The organism is Brevibacterium sanguinis (genome assembly GCF_039528855.1).
GTDB lineage: Bacteria > Actinomycetota > Actinomycetes > Actinomycetales > Brevibacteriaceae > Brevibacterium > Brevibacterium sanguinis.
Map to the genome: position 1 here is coordinate 307070 of NZ_BAAAMB010000005.1, position 15297 is coordinate 322366.

A 15297-nucleotide genomic window follows, 5' to 3' on the forward strand; every position below is an offset into this window, starting at 1 on the left:
GGCCTCATGCGCGTCCGCGGTGCTCAGCGCCAGTCGGTGATGATGTCGACGAGCTCGCGGCGCGGTCCCGTGTAGAACGGGATCTCCTCGCGCACGTGCCGCCGCGCCTCGGTGTTGCGCAGGTCGCGCATGAGGTCGACGATGCGGTGGAGCTCCTCGGCCTCGAAGGAGAGCAGCCATTCGTAGTCGCCGAGGGCGAAGGCCGAGATCGTGTTCGCCTTGATGTCCTTGTAGCCGGCCGCCGCGATCCCGTGGTCGCGCAGCATCGTCGACCGCTCGGCAGGGTCGAGGAGGTACCAGTCGTAGGACCGGACGAACGGGTAGACGCAGATGTAGGAGCCGGGCTGGTCGTCGGTGAGGAGGGCCGGCAGGTGGGCCTTGTTGAACTCGGCGGGGCGGTGGAGTCCGACGACCGACCACACGGGTTCGAGGATCCCGCCGAGCAGGGTCCGGCGGATCGCCGAGTACGCAGCCTGGATGAGCTCGATCGTCGGGGCGTGGTACCAGAACATGACGTCGGCGTCGGCCCGCAGGGCGGAGACGTCGTAGACGCCGCGGACGACGAGTCCCTGGTCGATGAGCGGGGCGAGCGCCTCGTCGATCTCGGCGGCCAGCGGCGCCCGGTCGGCGTCGCCGAGCTCACCGGCGGCGGCGAAGACCGAGTACGCGATGTAGCGGATCTCCTGGTTGGCCTGCTCGATCTGTTCCTCGGTGGGTTGCGTGTAGTCGCTCACAGCGTCTCCTTCGTCTCGGTTGGGTGGTGGTCTGCTGGCCGGCTCAGCCTCTGCGCAACGGTCTCGGCGCGGGCGAGGCAGGCGGGGATGCCGACTCCGGCGTACGTCGAGCCGACGAGTTCGAGGCCGGGGATCGTCCCGATCTCGGCGTCGAGGTCCGCCATCGCGCCGAGGTGGCCCGGCAGGTACTGCGGCAGCGCATCGTCCCAGCGCTGCACCTGGCTGACGATGATCCGATCGCCCGTGCGTCCGGTGATCTCCTGCCAGTCGGCGAAGGCGCGGTCGCGCAGCGCCGTGTCGTCGAGCTCCTGCCACGTGCCGGGGGCGTCGCCGAAGCGTCCGACGCTCATCCGGATGAGCGCGGTGCCCTCGGGGAGGCGGTCGGCGAGCCACGGCCATTTGTTCGACGCGAACGTCGAGGCCTTGATGAACGTGTCCGCCGTCGCCGGCACGAGGAATCCCGAGCCCGTCAGCGGCCCGTCGCCGAGGTCGAGGAGGGCGACGACGAGCGCGGTCGAGGCGTAGGGCACCGCACGGAGCCGGCGAGCGGGACCGGGGGCCGCCTCGGCGAGCAGTCCGGCCGTGACCGGGGCGGGCGTGGCGAGGATGACGGTGTCGGCGGTGTGCGCACCGTCCGGTGTCGTCACCGTCCAGGTCCCGTCGTCGCGCCGCTCCACGGCGGTGACCGGGGAGTTCGTGCGGATCTGCCCGCCGGCCGCGGTGATCGCCGACTCGAGGGCGGGGATGAGGCGGCTGATGCCGCCGACGTGGGACATGAACACCGGTGCGGCGGCATCAGTTGTCGCGGCCTGTTCGTCGCGGGCGTCGAGCAGGGCGGTGACGAGGTCGAGCACCGAGGTGCCTGCGGCGGCCGCGGGCAGGAGCGCGGGCACCGTGGCGGCCAAGGACAGGTCGCGGCACCGCCCGGCATAGACCCCGCTGAGCAGCGGATCGACGAGGGTGTCGACGAGGTCGTCGCCGAGGCGGGCGGCGAGGAACTCCCCCACCGAGGTGTCGGCGTCGGCCAGCGCGGGGGTGAGGACTTCGGCGGCGATGCGCGCGGTGGCGGCGTCGCCGAGGAGGTCGCGGACGACCTCGGGGTCACCGGGCACGCCCATGATCGTGCGCTTCGGGATCGCCTGGAGGCGACCGGCGGCGAGCACCTGCGAGGAGTGGTGGGGCGAGGGGAACTCGAGGTCGAGGCCGAGTTCGGCGGCGAGCTCCCGGGTCTCGGGACGGCGGACGAGGCTCGCCTCGGCGCCGAGGTCGAGACCGACCCCGACGTGACCGCCGAGCGTCGTCGACTTCAGGCATCCGCCGAGGCGGTCGCCCGCCTCGAGCACGGTGACCTCGTGTGAGGCGGCAAGGCGGTGAGCGACGGCGAGCCCGGAGATGCCCCCGCCGACGATCGTCATCCTGCTCATCGGGTGCCTGCCGCCTCCTCGGCGATGATCTGCTGCGAGAGACGGTGCACCTCGGCGACGATCCGACCGGGCACCTCCGGGTCGGTGTCGGGCAGGACGCCGTGACCGAGGTTGAAGACGAAGCCCGCATCGTGGGCGAGACCGGCGCGGACGATGTCCTCGATCCGCGGGGACAGGGCCTCCCACGGAGCGAAGAGCAGCGCCGGGTCGAGGTTGCCCTGGAGGGCCTGGCCGGGGCGCACTCGGGTCGCGGCATCGGCGAGGTCGACACGGAAGTCGACGCCCATCGCACTCGACCCGGCATCGGCCATCGAGGAGAGCAGCTCACCGGTCTGGACGCCGAAGTGGATGCTCGGGACCTCGTGGGCGGAAAGGGCGGAGAACACCGCGGTCGAGTGCTCGAGGACGTGGTCGACGTAGTCGCGGCGGCTGAGGTAGCCCGCCCACGAGTCGAAGAGCTGGAAGGCACTGGCCCCGGCGGACAGCTGGACGTCGATGAACGTCGCGGAGATGCGGGCGAGCTTCGCCAGCAGCCGGGAGAACGTCTCCGGGTCGGAGATCATCAGCGACTTCGTCTTCTCATGGTTCTTGCTCGGGCCGCCCTCGATGAGATAGCTCGCGAGAGTGAACGGGGCGCCGGCGAACCCGATGAGCGGCGTCGCCTCCCCGAGTTCGGCGGTGATGCGCCCGATCGATTCGGCGATGTCGGGGATGTCGGCGGGGTCGAGCTCCGGCAGCGCCTCGACATCGGCGCGCGAGCGGATCGGCGAGGCGAGGACGGGGCCGCGTCCGGCGACGATCTCGACGTCGACCCCGGCGGCCTGGAGCGGCACGACGATGTCGGAGAAGAAGATCGCGGCGTCGACTCCGTGCCGGCGCACCGGCTGCAGCGTGATCTCCGTGACGAGTTCCGGGTCGCGGCACGAGGCGAGCATCGAGGTGCCCTGGCGCAGCTCACGGTACTCGGGCAGCGACCGCCCGGCCTGACGCATGAACCAGACGGGGGTGTGGTCGACAGGCTCTCCCCGGAGAGCGGCGAGCAAGGTTGAGGTCATGGGCCCATCCTCCCATTCCCGGACCCCGCACGCCCAACCGGGAACGGTTTCAAGACGGCGCGTCTTGCGGATTCTTCGCCGCCTGCGCGGCGTGGATGATTCCCCCACAGCATCCGCTGTTCTATCGTGACCAGTGTGGTCAACACCTCACCTCTCAACCGGATTCCGGCGGAGTTCTCCGCCGTGACAGCGGTCCTGCGCGAAGCGCGGAACACGAACAACGTCTCGATCTCGGAGATCCCCGCGCCGGCGAAGCTCGCGCCGTACTCGTACGCCCTCGGCGCCGAGGTCACCGCCGATGAGACCTTCCTCTCCGCGAGCGGGGAGTCCATCGAGGAGCTTGCGACCGGACGCATCGTCGTCCTCTTCGATCCCGAGTCCCCCGCGGAATGGGAAGGCAAGTTCCGGATCGTGTCGTACATCCGGGCGGAGCTCGAACACGAACTCGGCAATGAGACGATGCTCGGCCATGTCGCCTGGTCATGGCTCGAGGACGCGCTCGAATCCAATGACTGCGAGGTCGTCGCGGCGGGCGGGACGACGACGCGGGTGCTCTCGGAGAGCTTCGGCACCCTGGCGACGAGGCCGGCGACGATAGACTTGGAGCTGCGCGCCTCGTGGACCCCGATCATCGGCAGCCCCGATGAGATCGGCAACCACCTCGAGGCGTGGATCGATCTGCTGTGCACAGTCGCCGGACTGCCGCCTCTGCCTGAAGGAGTATCAGCCCTGCCCGGGCGCCGTCGATGACTACCGAACCACCGCTCCTGACCGCCCCCGCCCACGGGGTCCCCCCGCTCACCGACACTCCCGCCGGACTCGCCGATGCCGCCGCCGCGCTGTCAGCGGTGACCGGGCCGATCGCCATCGACGCCGAACGCGCCTCGGGCATCCGCTACGGCCAGCGCGCCTTCCTCGTCCAGCTGCGCCGCGAGGGTGCGGGCACGTTCCTCCTCGACTCCGAGGTCCTCGGCGACCTCTCCTCGCTCAATCCCGCGCTCGGCTCCGATGAGTGGGTCATTCACTCCGTCACCCAGGATCTGCCGTGCCTCCAGGAGCGGGGCATGGTGCCCGCCGCCCTCTTCGACACCGAACTCGCCGCCCGCCTCCTCGGGTGGGAGAAGTTCGGCCTCGCCGCGGTCGCCGAGGCCACCCTGGGGATCCGGTTGGCCAAGGAGCACTCCGCGGCGGACTGGTCGACGCGCCCCCTGCCGGAGGAATGGCTCAACTACGCCGCCCTCGATGTCGAGGTGCTCGTGCCGATCCGCGACATCCTCGCCGAGGAGCTGCGGCAGGCGGGCAAGTGGGAGTTCGCGCAGCAGGAGTTCGCACACCTGCTGTCGTTCAAGCCGAAGGTCCACGCCGAGCCGTGGCGCCGCACGAGCGGCGTCGCGAAGCTGGGGTCCCGGGCGGAGCTCGCGAAGGTGCGCGCCCTCTGGGAGGCCCGGGATGCGATGGCCGCCGAGACCGATCTCGCCCCGTCGAAGGTGCTCCGCGACCGTGAGCTCATCGATCTCGCACGGGCGCGGGTGCGCTCGAGCGACGACATCCTCGACCGCTGGCCCAGGCTCTCCCGCACGGAGTCGGTGCGGCTCTTCCGCGCGCTGCGCCGGGCCGGACAGCTGACCCCGGAGGAGCTGCCGCCGAAGCGGGAGCGGAGCAGCCTGCCGCGTTCGCCGTTCAGCCACACGGAGCTCAAGGAGCGCACCGCCGCCCTGCGGACCGCTGTCGCCGAGGTGGCCGCGGCACAGACGATGCCCCACGAGGTGCTGCTCCAGCCGGCGATCGTCAAGTCGCTCGCGGCCTCGGGCCGCACCGACGCCGCGGAGTTCCTCACCGAGCACGGGGCGCGGCCGTGGCAGGTCGAGCTGACGACTCCCGCGCTGACAGCCGCGCTCGCAGCGCTTCCGCTGCCGTGAGCGCACCCGAGCTCGTCCTCATGGTCGGGCAGGTCGGGGCCGGGAAGACGACGCGGGCCAAGGAGCTCGCGGCGGCGCTGCCTGCGGTGCGGCTGACCCCCGATGAGTGGATGCGGCCGCTCTTCGGCGACCCGGAGGCCGACGGAATGCGCACCGTCGTCGAAGGCCGACTCATCACCACGGCCGTCGAGATCCTACGCGCCGGGGCCTCCGTCGTCCTCGACTTCGGACTGTGGACCCGTGACGAGCGGATCGCGCTGAGCTGGCTCGCCGGGACCGTCGGGGCCCGGGCCCGCACGGAGTACCTCGCCATCGATCCCGCGCAGCAGGCGGCGCGCGTCGCGGAGCGCGGCAGGAGCGACAGCACCGCATGGCCGGTCACGCAGGACGCGCTCGATGAGTGGCGCACTCTGCTCGAAGAGCCCACCCCGGCCGAGGTCGCCGGCGATTTCGGACCGCAGGCCGCAGCGGACTGGGGCGACTGGATCGCCCGGAAGTGGCCGAGCGCCCTCGCCGAGATCTAGCGGGTCGGCTCACGCGCCTCGGCGGGTGCCCCGTTCTGCACGGCTGCGCACCTCGGCGGGGAGGATGTTGACGATCTCGGCGACCATCGAATCGACGTCGAGACCGACGTATTCGAGGATCTCGTCGCGGGTGCCCTGGGGCAGGAATTCGTCCGGGGCCCCGAGTTCGACGACGCCGATCCGGGAGTCCGCGGCCCGCAGGTCGCTGCGGATGCGGGAGCCGATGCCGCCGAGGCGCACCCCGTCCTCGATGACGGCGACCTGGGAGTGCTCCATCGCGAGGTCGATGACGTCGGTGGGCACCGGCAGGACCCAGCGGGGGTCGATGATCGTCGCGGTGATGCCCTCGGCGGCCAGCGCCTCGGCGACCTCATGGGCGCGGGAGGCGAAGGGGCCGACGGAGACGATGAGGACGTCCTTGGGTTCGCCCTCGGGGATCTCGCGGAGGACGTCGACGCCGCCTGTGGTCCGACGCACCGCGGGCACGTCGGCGCCGACGCTGCCGCGGGGGAAGCGGATGACGGTGGGGGCGTCGGAGACGGCGACGGCTTCGCGCAGCTCCTCGGTCAGCCGGGCGCCGTCGCGGGGGGCGGCGAGCTGGAGGCCGGGGACGATGCGCAGCATCGCCATGTCCCACACCCCGTGGTGGCTCGCCCCGTCGGGTCCGGTGATGCCGGCCCGGTCGAGGACAAAGGTCACGCCCTGTCCGTGGAGGGCGACGTCCATGAGGATCTGGTCGAAGGCGCGGTTGAGGAACGTCGCGTAGATGCAGACGATGGGGTGGAGTCCGCCGTACGCGAGTCCCGCCGCCGAGGTGACGGCGTGCTGTTCGGCGATCCCGACGTCGAAGACGCGCTCGGGGTAGGTTTCGGCGAACTTCGCGAGTCCCACCGGCAGGAGCATCGCGGCGGTGACGGCGACGACGTCGTCGCGGTCGCGGGCGATCTCGAGGACCTCGTCACCGAAGACGGAGGTCCACGAGGTCTGCTTCGACGGGGTCGAGCGGCCGGTCACGGGATCGATGACCCCGACGGAGTGGAACTGGTCGGCGTCGTCGTTGACGGCCGGGTCGTAGCCCTGCCCCTTCTGCGTGATCATATGGACGATGACGGGACCGCCCTCGTACTGCTTGGCCCGGGCCAGGGCCTTCTCGACGCCGGCGAGGTCGTGACCGTCGACGGGGCCGAGGTATTTGATGCCGAGTTCGTCGAACATGCCCGTCTGCTCGGCGCTGACCATGTCCTTGAGGCCGCGCTTGACGCCGTGGATCGCGGAGTAGGCGGCGCGGCCGGGTGCACCGGACTGCTGGAGCGTCGACTTGCCCCACGAGAGGAGCTTCTCGTAGCTCGTCATCGTCCGCAGGTCGTCGAGGTGGGCGGCGAATCCGCCGACGGTCGGGGCGTAGGAGCGCCCGTTGTCGTTGACGACGATGATGAGCTTGCGCGGCGGCGTCGAGGTGTCGGCGGCGATCGTGTTGAGCGCCTCCCAGGCCATGCCGCCGGTCAGGGCCCCGTCGCCGATGACGGCGACGACGTGGCGGTCGCTCTCCCCCTTGAGCTGGTGGGCCTTGGCGATGCCGTCGGCCCACGACAGGGACGCCGAGGCGTGGGAGTTCTCGATGACGTCGTGGTCGCTCTCGGCACGGCTCGGGTACCCGGAGAGGCCGTGCCGCTGGCGCAGCGTGCCGAAGTCGGCCATCCGGCCGGTGAGCAGCTTGTGGACGTACGTCTGGTGGCCGACGTCGAAGAGGATCGTGTCGCGCGGGGAGTCGAAGACCCGGTGCAGTCCCATCGTGAGTTCGACGACGCCGAGGTTGGGGCCGAGATGGCCTCCCGTGCCGGCGACCGTGGTGACGAGGAAGTCCCGGATCTCCTTCGCGAGCACCTCGCACTCGGCCGCATCGAGTCCGCGCAGATCCGCAGGACTCTCGATCGACTCAAGGAATGTCATGCGGCCTCGCTTTTGGGATGTGACGACGGACGATGCGCATCGTCCGCCGAGGGTACGGCTGTTTCCACTCGGAACATTTTAGCGCGTTCCCAAGCCGCAACCCAGCTTGTGGGTGAGGATGTTCCGTCGGTCACAGCTCTCGACGCGAACGTCCCCCGTCACGACTCCGGGAAGGAGTCGGGACGGGGGACGCTGCCAGCGGACAGATCAGGCCGTCGCGAGCTGCCGCAGCACGTACTGCAGGATGCCGCCGTTGCGGTAGTAGTCGGCCTCACCCGGGGTGTCGATGCGGACCACGGCGTCGAAGTCGACGGTCGTGCCGTCGTCCTTCGTCGCGGTGACCTTGACTGTCTTCGGGGTGGTGCCCTCGTTGAGCTCGGTGACACCGGAGATCGAGAACGTCTCGGTGCCGTCGAGGCCCAGCGAGTCCGCGGACTCTCCGGCGGGGAACTGGAGCGGGAGGACGCCCATGCCGATGAGGTTCGAGCGGTGGATGCGTTCGAAGCTCTCGGCGATGACCGCGCGGACGCCGAGCAGCTTCGTGCCCTTGGCCGCCCAGTCGCGCGAGGATCCCGAACCGTACTCCTTGCCGCCGAGGACGACGAGCGGAATGCCGGCATTCTGGTAGTTGACCGACGCGTCGTAGATCGTCGTCTGCGGGGCGCCCTCCTGCGTGAAGTCACGCGTGAAGCCGCCCTGGACGCCGTCGAGGAGCTGGTTGGCCAGGCGGATGTTCGCGAACGTGCCGCGGATCATCACCTCGTGGTTGCCGCGGCGCGAGCCGTAGGAGTTGAAGTCCTTGCGCTCGACGCCGTGGTCGATGAGGTACTTGCCGGCCGGGGTGTCGGCCTTGAAGGAGCCGGCGGGCGAGATGTGGTCGGTCGTCACCGAGTCGCCGAGCTTCGCGAGCACCCGGGCGCCCTCGATGTCGGTGACCGGCACGGTCTCGAGCGTCATGCCGTCGAAGTAGTTCGGCTTGCGCACGTAGGTCGACTTCTCGTCCCATTCGAAGATCGCGCCCTCGGGCGTCTGCAGCGCCTGCCAGCGCTCGTCGCCGTCGAAGATCCGCCCGTACTCGGTGTCGAACATATCGGTCGAGATCGAGGAGTCGATGACCGCCTGGACCTCTTCCGGCGAGGGCCAGAGATCCTTGAGGTAGACGTCGACGCCGTCCTTGTCTTGGCCCAGGGGCTGGTTCTCGAAGTCGAAGTCCATCGTCCCGGCCAGCGCGTAGGCGATGACGAGCGGCGGCGAGGCGAGGTAGTTCATCTTCACATCGGGGCTGATGCGGCCCTCGAAGTTGCGGTTGCCCGAGAGCACCGCGGTGACGGCGAGGTCGTTGTCCTGGATGCTCTCGGAGATCTCGGCATCGAGGGGGCCCGAGTTGCCGATGCACGTCGTGCAGCCGTAGCCGACGACGAAGAAGTTGAGCGCCTCGAGGTCCTCGATGAGCCCGGCCTTCGTGTAGTAGTCGGTGACGACCTTCGAGCCCGGGGCGATCGACGTCTTCACCCACGGCTTCGAGTTGAGTCCGCGCTCCCGGGCGTTGCGGGCGAGCAGACCCGCGGCGAGCATGACCGAGGGGTTCGAGGTGTTCGTGCACGAGGTGATCGAGGCGATCGCCACGGCGCCGTTGGCAAGTTCGAAGTTCCGTCCGTCGCCGGTCGACACGGGAGCCGACTTCGACTCCTCGCCGGGAGCGGCGTAGTTGTGGATGTCCTTGGCGAACTGGCTCTTGGCGTCGGAGAGCTCGATGCGGTCCTGCGGGCGCTTCGGACCCGAGATCGAGGGCACGACGGTGGAGAGGTCGAGCTCGAGGTACTCGGAGTAGGCGACCTCGTTGGCCGGATCGTGCCAGAGTCCCTGGGTCTTCGCGTAGTCCTCGACGAGCTGGATCTGCTCGGGCGAGCGACCCGTGAGCTTGAGGTAGTCGATCGTCACGTCGTCGATCGGGAAGATCGCGGCGGTTGAGCCGAACTCGGGGCTCATGTTGCCGATCGTCGCACGGTTGGCCAGCGGCACCGAGGCCACGCCCTCACCGTAGAACTCGACGAACTTGCCGACGACACCGTGCTGGCGGAGCATGTCGGTGATCGTGAGGACGACGTCGGTGGCGGTCACGCCCGAGGGGATCTCCCCGGTGAGCTTGAAGCCGACGACGCGGGGGATGAGCATCGAGACGGGCTGGCCGAGCATGGCCGCCTCGGCCTCGATGCCGCCGACGCCCCAGCCGAGGACGCCGAGGCCGTTGACCATCGTCGTGTGCGAGTCGGTGCCGACGAGCGTGTCGGGGTAGGCGCGCAGCACCCCGCCGACCTCACGCGGCATGACGACGCGGGCGAGGTATTCGATGTTGACCTGGTGGACGATGCCCATGCCGGGGGGAACGACCTTGAAGTCGTCGAACGCGGTCTGGCCCCAGCGGAGGAACTGGTAGCGCTCGCCGTTGCGCTGGTATTCGATGTCCATGTTGCGCTCGATCGAATCGGCGGTGCCGAACGAGTCGATCTGGACGGAGTGGTCGATGACGAGTTCGGCCGGGGCGAGCGGGTTGACCTTGTCCGGGTCTCCGCCGAGCTCGGCGACCTTCTCGCGCATCGTGGCGAGGTCGACGATGCAGGGCACACCGGTGAAGTCCTGCATGACGACGCGGGCGGGGGTGAACTGGATCTCCGTGCTCGGATCGGCGCCCGGATCCCAGCTCGCGAGGGCCTTGATGTGGTCCTCGGTGATGTTGGCACCGTCTTCGGTGCGCAGCAGGTTCTCGAGCAGCACCTTGAGGCTGAAGGGAAGCTTCTCCGAGCCCTCGACCTGATCGAGGCGATAGATCTCGTAGTCCGTATCGCCCACGGTCAGGGTGCTCTTCGATTTGAACGTATCGACGTTGCTCATCGTGATTCTCCTGTTTCATTCGACACTCATCCAAGAAACCGGGCGTTCGGCCCTGCGCGCGCACCGATTTACGCGACACAAATGTTTCCAAAAGTATCTTGACGTCAAGATAAATTCTAGCGCATTCGACCGCGCTTGACCACCACCGCGACACCCCACCGCCTCGGGTTTTCCACCCGTCGGTCTCCGGTTGGCACCACAGCGCCGCGGACGTCCGCGATCCTATTCTGGAGGCGGACATCACCCATCTCCGCGCCTGTCGCGGACCACGTCAAGGAGTCCCCATGGACCCGTTCACACTGGGCGCCGGCTTCGGCTTCGGCGCGCTCCTCGTCGGCATCATCTTCGCCGTCATCTGCAATGCGCTGGCGAAGGAGAAGGGCCGCTCCGCCGGCTGGTGGGGCCTGCTCGGCTTCCTCACGACCTTCCTCGCCCTCATCGTCCTCGTCCTCCTGCCCGCGAGGACCCGGATCGCCTGAACCGCGCCGAGGCGGTCGCTCGGTGCCGCTGTGAGCACCGTCTGCTCAGCGCCGGAGCACCGTGACGGTCTCGACGTGCGCGGTGAGCGGGAAGAGGTCGTGACCGACGAGGCTCTCGATCGCGTAGCCGCCGGCGCTCAGCTGCCCGAGATCGCGGGCGAGCGTCCCGGCATCGCACGAGACGTAGACGATCGTCTCGGGACCGTCGGCGATGAGCCGGTCGGTCACCGCCTTCCCGGCGCCGGCGCGCGGCGGGTCGAGGAGGAGGACATCGGAGCTCGGGAAGTCGGCCGTATCGACGCGACCGGCGACGAACTGCGCGTCGATGCCGGCGGCGTTGATCCGGGCGTTCTCGATAGCCGGACCGACTCCTTCGACGCCGAAGAGCCTCGCCCCGGTCGCCTCGGCGGCCGTGATGCCGAGCAGCCCGACCCCGCAGTAGAGGTCGGTGAGCGTGCGCGCATCGGCCGGCACGGCCGCCCGCACCGCCTCGGTGAGGACGTCCGGCGCGTGAGCGTGCACCTGCCAGAAGCCGTCGGCGGCGACGCGGAAGTCCCGTCCCGCCGCGGTCTGGAGAAGATGGTCGGTCCCCCGGATGACCTCGAGCACCGGCGCCGAGGCGGTCGACCGTCCCGCACCCCGGTGACGGCGGCCTCCCCTCCCCTGGCCCCGGCCGTTTCCACCGCGACCGGCACCGGACCGACCCGTGGGGCGGGCAGGTGCAGCGGGGCCGGCGAGGATCGACCACTGCTCGGGCAGGGACTCGGCGAGTGCGTCGAGTCCGGCTCGGTCGGTCTCCCCGCGGACGATGACCGCGCCGGTGCTGCCCGCCCACGCGAACTCCACCCGTTCGGCACCGGGCAGGCGCAGGGACCTCAGGTCCGCCTCGGCGATCGCGGGCACGGCGAGCGGGGCACGGGTGACGGGGATGACGTCGTGGCTGCGGGAGCGCAGCATCCCGAGCTCGCCGGTGCCGCTCACCGCGAGCTGGATGCGGGTGCGCCACTCGAGCCCGGTCTCCTCCCCCGGTGCGGCGGTGACGGCGACGTCCCGGTCGATGCGGCCGATGCGGGAGAGCTGATCGGCGATGACCTCGGCCTTGAGTTCGCGGCAGTGGGCGAGGTCGACGTGGGCGTACTCCATGCCGCCGAAGAGCCCGTCGTCCGTTTCGGCGAGGAAGCCGGTGCGCCGGTCGGGCACGCGGTGCACCGACGGCTCGAGCACCTCGGTGACTTCGGCGCGCAGGACCTTCCCGGTCTCGGTGAGCCGGGCGCGGACCAGCTCACCGGGCAGGGCGCCGGCGACGAAGACGACGCGACCGTCGAGGCGGGCCACGAAGGTCCCACCCGCGGCCGGTCCGGCGATGCGCAGCTCGACCGAGTCACCGGGGGCGAGCGAACCGGACGTCATGGCTTCGGCACCTGACCGTAGAGCGGGGCCTCCGAGTCCGGGCCGTCACCGCTGTGGGCGCGCGAGTACGAGCGCAGCCGCCACGGGACGGAGACGACGACGACGTTGGGAACGAGGAGCAGGCGGGTGCGCAGCTTGATCGCGATCTGATTGTGGAGAAGGTGCTCCCACCAGCGTCCGACGATGTACTGCGGGATGTAGACGATGACGAGGTCGCGCGGTGAGCGCCGCCGGATCGCGAGGACGTGGGCGATGAGCGGGCGGACGAGTTCGCGGTAGGGCGAGGCGAGGACCGTGAGCGGGACGGGCAGCTCCATCTCGTTCCACCGCTTCTGCAGCTTCTCCGCCGCCTCCTCGTCGACGGCGACGGTGACGGCTTCGAGCTGGGTCGACCGGGCCACCCGCGCATACGACAGCGCCCGCAGGGTCGGCTTGTTGATCTCGTTGACGACGACGATCGCGTGCGTGTTCGACGGGATCGTCCGCGAGTCGACGTTGGCCTCGGGGGCGAGTTCGCTCGCGACCCGCGAATAGTGGCGGTGGATGGCACCCATGACGAGGAAGAGCCCGGCCATCGCCGCCACCGCGATCCACGCCCCGGCGAGGAACTTCGAGACGATGACGACGATGAGGACACCGGCGGCGATGACGCAGCCGACGGTGTTGACCGCCCGGTTGAAGCGCATCCGCATCCGCGCCTTGGGGTCGATGACGAGCCGCAGGCGCTTGTTCCAGTGGAGCACCATGCCGAGCTGGCCGACGACGAAGCTCGCGAAGACGCCGACGAGGTAGAGCTGGATGAGGGTCGTCGCCGAGGCGTTCGTCGCGACGACGAGGACGATCGCGGCGACGGCGAGGAGGAGGATGCCGTTGGAGAACGTCAGCCTGTCGCCCTTCGTCGCGAGCTGCCGGGGCAGGAAGCCGTCGCGGGCGAGCCGGGAGGCGAGTCCCGGGAAGCCCTCGACCGCGGTGTTCGCGGCGACGATGAGGACGAGGGCGGCGACGAGGACGACGAGGAAGAACATCAGGGGCGTGTCGGCGAAGATCGTGTGGGCGAGCTGCCCGAGGACCGGCTCCTGCTCGTATTCGGCCGAGACGGGACTGCCGTCGGGGCGGACGAGGTAGAGGTGCGGGTCGTCGACGTACTTCACTCCGGTCACCGAGGCGAGATACGTCAGTCCGGTGAGCATGACGGCGGCGAGCAGTCCGGAGAGGACGAGCGTGTTGCCGGCGTTCTTCCCGCGCGGCTTCTTGAAGGCCGGCACCGCGGTGGCCACGGTCTGGACGCCGGCGAGGGCAACCGACCCGGAGGAGAACGCGCGGAGGACGATGAGCACGGTCGCGAGCCCGAGCGTCGCCTGATCCGTCACCGCATCGTGGACGATCGTGTAGTTCGCGGTCTCCGCCTGCGGGATGTCCCCGAGTCCGACCTGGACGAGGCCGACGATCATCGTGAGGAACACCGCGCCGAGGAAGAGGTACGTCGGGATCGCCAGGAGCACCGGGGTGGCCCGGGACCCGCGCAGACCCGCGAGGCAGATGACGAGGATGCCGACGATCGCAACAGGCACCCGGTAGGGCGCGAGCAGGGGGAACGCCGTCGTGATGTAGGCGGCGAAGACCGTCATCGACACGGCCAGAGTCAGGACGTAGTCGACGAGGAGGGCGGCGGCGACGATGAGGCCGGCACGAGGGCCGAGGTTCTTCGACGCGACCTCGTAGTCGCCGCCTCCGGATGGGTAGGCGCGCACGTTGAGGCGGTAGCACGCGACGATGACGAGGATGACCGCGCCGACGGCCGCGCCGATCCACGGGGCGGCGGTGATCGAGACGAGAGTCGTCAGGGACAGGGCCAGGAGGATCTCGTCCGGGGCGTACGCCACGGAGGAGAGCATGTCCGAGGCGAACACGGGCATCGCGATGCGCTTCTTCAGCGCAGGGGCACGCCTGTCCTCACTGCGGAACGGCCGTCCAACGAGTAGTCTTTTGACGGCATCAGAAAAACTGCTGGCCACGAGCACCAATGGTAGAGCAAATGTCGGAAGGGATGACCATGCACTTCGTCATCATGGGCTGCGGCCGAGTCGGAGCGACCCTGGCCAGGGCACTTGATGCCAACGGCCATTCCGTCGCCGTCGTCGACCGGGACCCCGATGCCTTCCTCAAGCTCGGGCCGGACTTCACCGGATCGACGATCACCGGCCTCGGATTCGACCGGGAGACCCTCACGCAGGCCCGCACCGCCGACGCGTTCGCGTTCGCCGCGGTCTCGAGCGGAGACAATTCCAACATCCTCGCCGCGCGTGTCGCCCGGGAGACCTTCGGTGTGCCCAATGTCGCGGCCCGCATCTACGATCCCGATCGGGCGCAGGTCTTCGAGCGCCTCGGCATTCCGACGGTGCCGACCGTGCGGTGGACGGCCGAGCAGGTGATGCGCAAACTCGTCCCGCAGGGGTCGATCACGGAGTACCGGGAGCCCTCGGGCAACCTCGTCCTCGCCGAGGTGCACCTCGATCCCAGCTGGGTGGCCCGTCCGATCGCGGAGATCGAGGAGGCCACGCAGGCCCGCGTCGCGTATGTCACGCGACTCTCGGAGGGCATCGTCGCCACCGACGACCTCCTCCTCCAGGACGGCGACCTCGTCCACCTCATGTGCCCCGTCGACCGCCTCGACGAGATCGCGCGCATCCTCGACAAGCCCGTGACCTCCAGGGAGGAAGAAGAATGAGAGTCGTCATCGCCGGAGCCGGGTCCGTGGGCCGTTCGGTGGCCAGGGAGCTGCTCGACAAGAACCACTCCGTCCTCCTCATCGACCAGAGCAAGGAGGCGCTCGCGCACGAGAAGATCCCCGGCGCCCAGTGGCTGCTCTCCGATGCGTGCGAACTCGCCGGCCTCGGAGAGGCGAAGCTC

The 15297-nt window shown here is 69.7% G+C and carries 13 protein-coding genes; 6 read left to right on the forward strand and 7 right to left on the reverse strand.

From position 1 onward, the window contains the following. Positions 1-23: 23 nt before the first annotated feature. The 3 genes from hemQ to hemE are packed head-to-tail and all read right to left on the reverse strand — an operon-like array spanning position 24 to position 3213. On the reverse strand, positions 24-734 hold the full coding sequence (hemQ, locus tag ABD154_RS06240) for a hydrogen peroxide-dependent heme synthase (RefSeq protein WP_344250624.1): 711 nt from the start codon (positions 732-734) through the stop codon (positions 24-26). Further along, positions 731-2158, reverse strand: a complete 1428-nt coding sequence (gene hemG / locus ABD154_RS06245) for a protoporphyrinogen oxidase (protein WP_344250626.1) — start codon at positions 2156-2158, stop codon at positions 731-733. The genes hemQ and hemG overlap by 4 nt, the downstream gene beginning before the upstream one ends. Beyond that, positions 2155-3213 (reverse strand): uroporphyrinogen decarboxylase, encoded by a 1059-nt coding sequence (gene hemE / locus ABD154_RS06250; RefSeq protein ID WP_344250628.1) that lies wholly within the window; start codon positions 3211-3213, stop codon positions 2155-2157. The genes hemG and hemE overlap by 4 nt, the downstream gene beginning before the upstream one ends. Before the next feature lie 135 nt (positions 3214-3348). Between hemE and ABD154_RS06255 the strand changes: the two genes are divergently transcribed. From ABD154_RS06255 to ABD154_RS06265, 3 genes are read left to right on the forward strand one after another with little or no spacing between them, the layout of a single operon-like run. Next, a complete protein-coding gene (locus ABD154_RS06255) occupies positions 3349-3963 on the forward strand; it encodes a DUF3000 domain-containing protein (protein ID WP_344250630.1) in 615 nt (204 codons plus the stop codon). Further along, positions 3960-5132, forward strand: a complete 1173-nt coding sequence (locus ABD154_RS06260) for an HRDC domain-containing protein (RefSeq protein ID WP_344250632.1) — start codon at positions 3960-3962, stop codon at positions 5130-5132. The genes ABD154_RS06255 and ABD154_RS06260 overlap by 4 nt, the downstream gene beginning before the upstream one ends. Continuing rightward, entirely contained in the window at positions 5129-5656 is a 528-nt protein-coding gene (locus ABD154_RS06265) for a P-loop nucleotide/nucleoside kinase family protein (RefSeq protein WP_344250634.1), read from the forward strand. Before ABD154_RS06260 ends, ABD154_RS06265 begins: the two co-directional genes overlap by 4 nt. Positions 5657-5665: 9 nt before the next feature. Here the strand turns inward: ABD154_RS06265 and dxs are convergent, their stop codons facing one another. Further along, positions 5666-7606, reverse strand: a complete 1941-nt coding sequence (gene dxs, locus ABD154_RS06270) for a 1-deoxy-D-xylulose-5-phosphate synthase (protein WP_198498972.1) — start codon at positions 7604-7606, stop codon at positions 5666-5668. Positions 7607-7813: 207 nt separating this feature from the next. Beyond that, positions 7814-10498 carry an aconitate hydratase AcnA gene (gene acnA / locus ABD154_RS06275; RefSeq protein WP_211979152.1) on the reverse strand — a complete coding sequence of 895 codons (2685 nt, stop codon included), beginning with the start codon at positions 10496-10498 and terminating at the stop codon, positions 7814-7816. 284 nt (positions 10499-10782) lie between these two features. Between acnA and ABD154_RS06280 the strand changes: the two genes are divergently transcribed. Beyond that, positions 10783-10977 (forward strand): hypothetical protein, encoded by a 195-nt coding sequence (locus tag ABD154_RS06280; protein ID WP_198498973.1) that lies wholly within the window; start codon positions 10783-10785, stop codon positions 10975-10977. A gap of 45 nt (positions 10978-11022) precedes the next feature. On the opposite strand, the gene ABD154_RS06285 is transcribed toward ABD154_RS06280, so the two are convergent. Then, entirely contained in the window at positions 11023-12387 is a 1365-nt protein-coding gene (locus ABD154_RS06285; RefSeq protein WP_198498974.1) for a class I SAM-dependent RNA methyltransferase, read from the reverse strand. Next, positions 12384-14303: an APC family permease gene (locus tag ABD154_RS06290; protein WP_198498975.1), complete on the reverse strand. Its 1920-nt coding sequence runs from the start codon at positions 14301-14303 to the stop codon at positions 12384-12386. Before ABD154_RS06290 ends, ABD154_RS06285 begins: the two co-directional genes overlap by 4 nt. 137 nt (positions 14304-14440) lie before the next feature. On the opposite strand from ABD154_RS06290, the gene ABD154_RS06295 reads away from it, so the two are divergent. Together ABD154_RS06295 and ABD154_RS06300 are read left to right on the forward strand one after the other, a co-directional pair. Next, positions 14441-15115: a potassium channel family protein gene (locus ABD154_RS06295; RefSeq protein ID WP_137825789.1), complete on the forward strand. Its 675-nt coding sequence runs from the start codon at positions 14441-14443 to the stop codon at positions 15113-15115. Continuing rightward, a partial coding sequence (locus tag ABD154_RS06300) for an NAD-binding protein (RefSeq protein WP_344250637.1) occupies positions 15112-15297 on the forward strand: 186 nt, incomplete at its 3' end. The genes ABD154_RS06295 and ABD154_RS06300, both read left to right, overlap by 4 nt.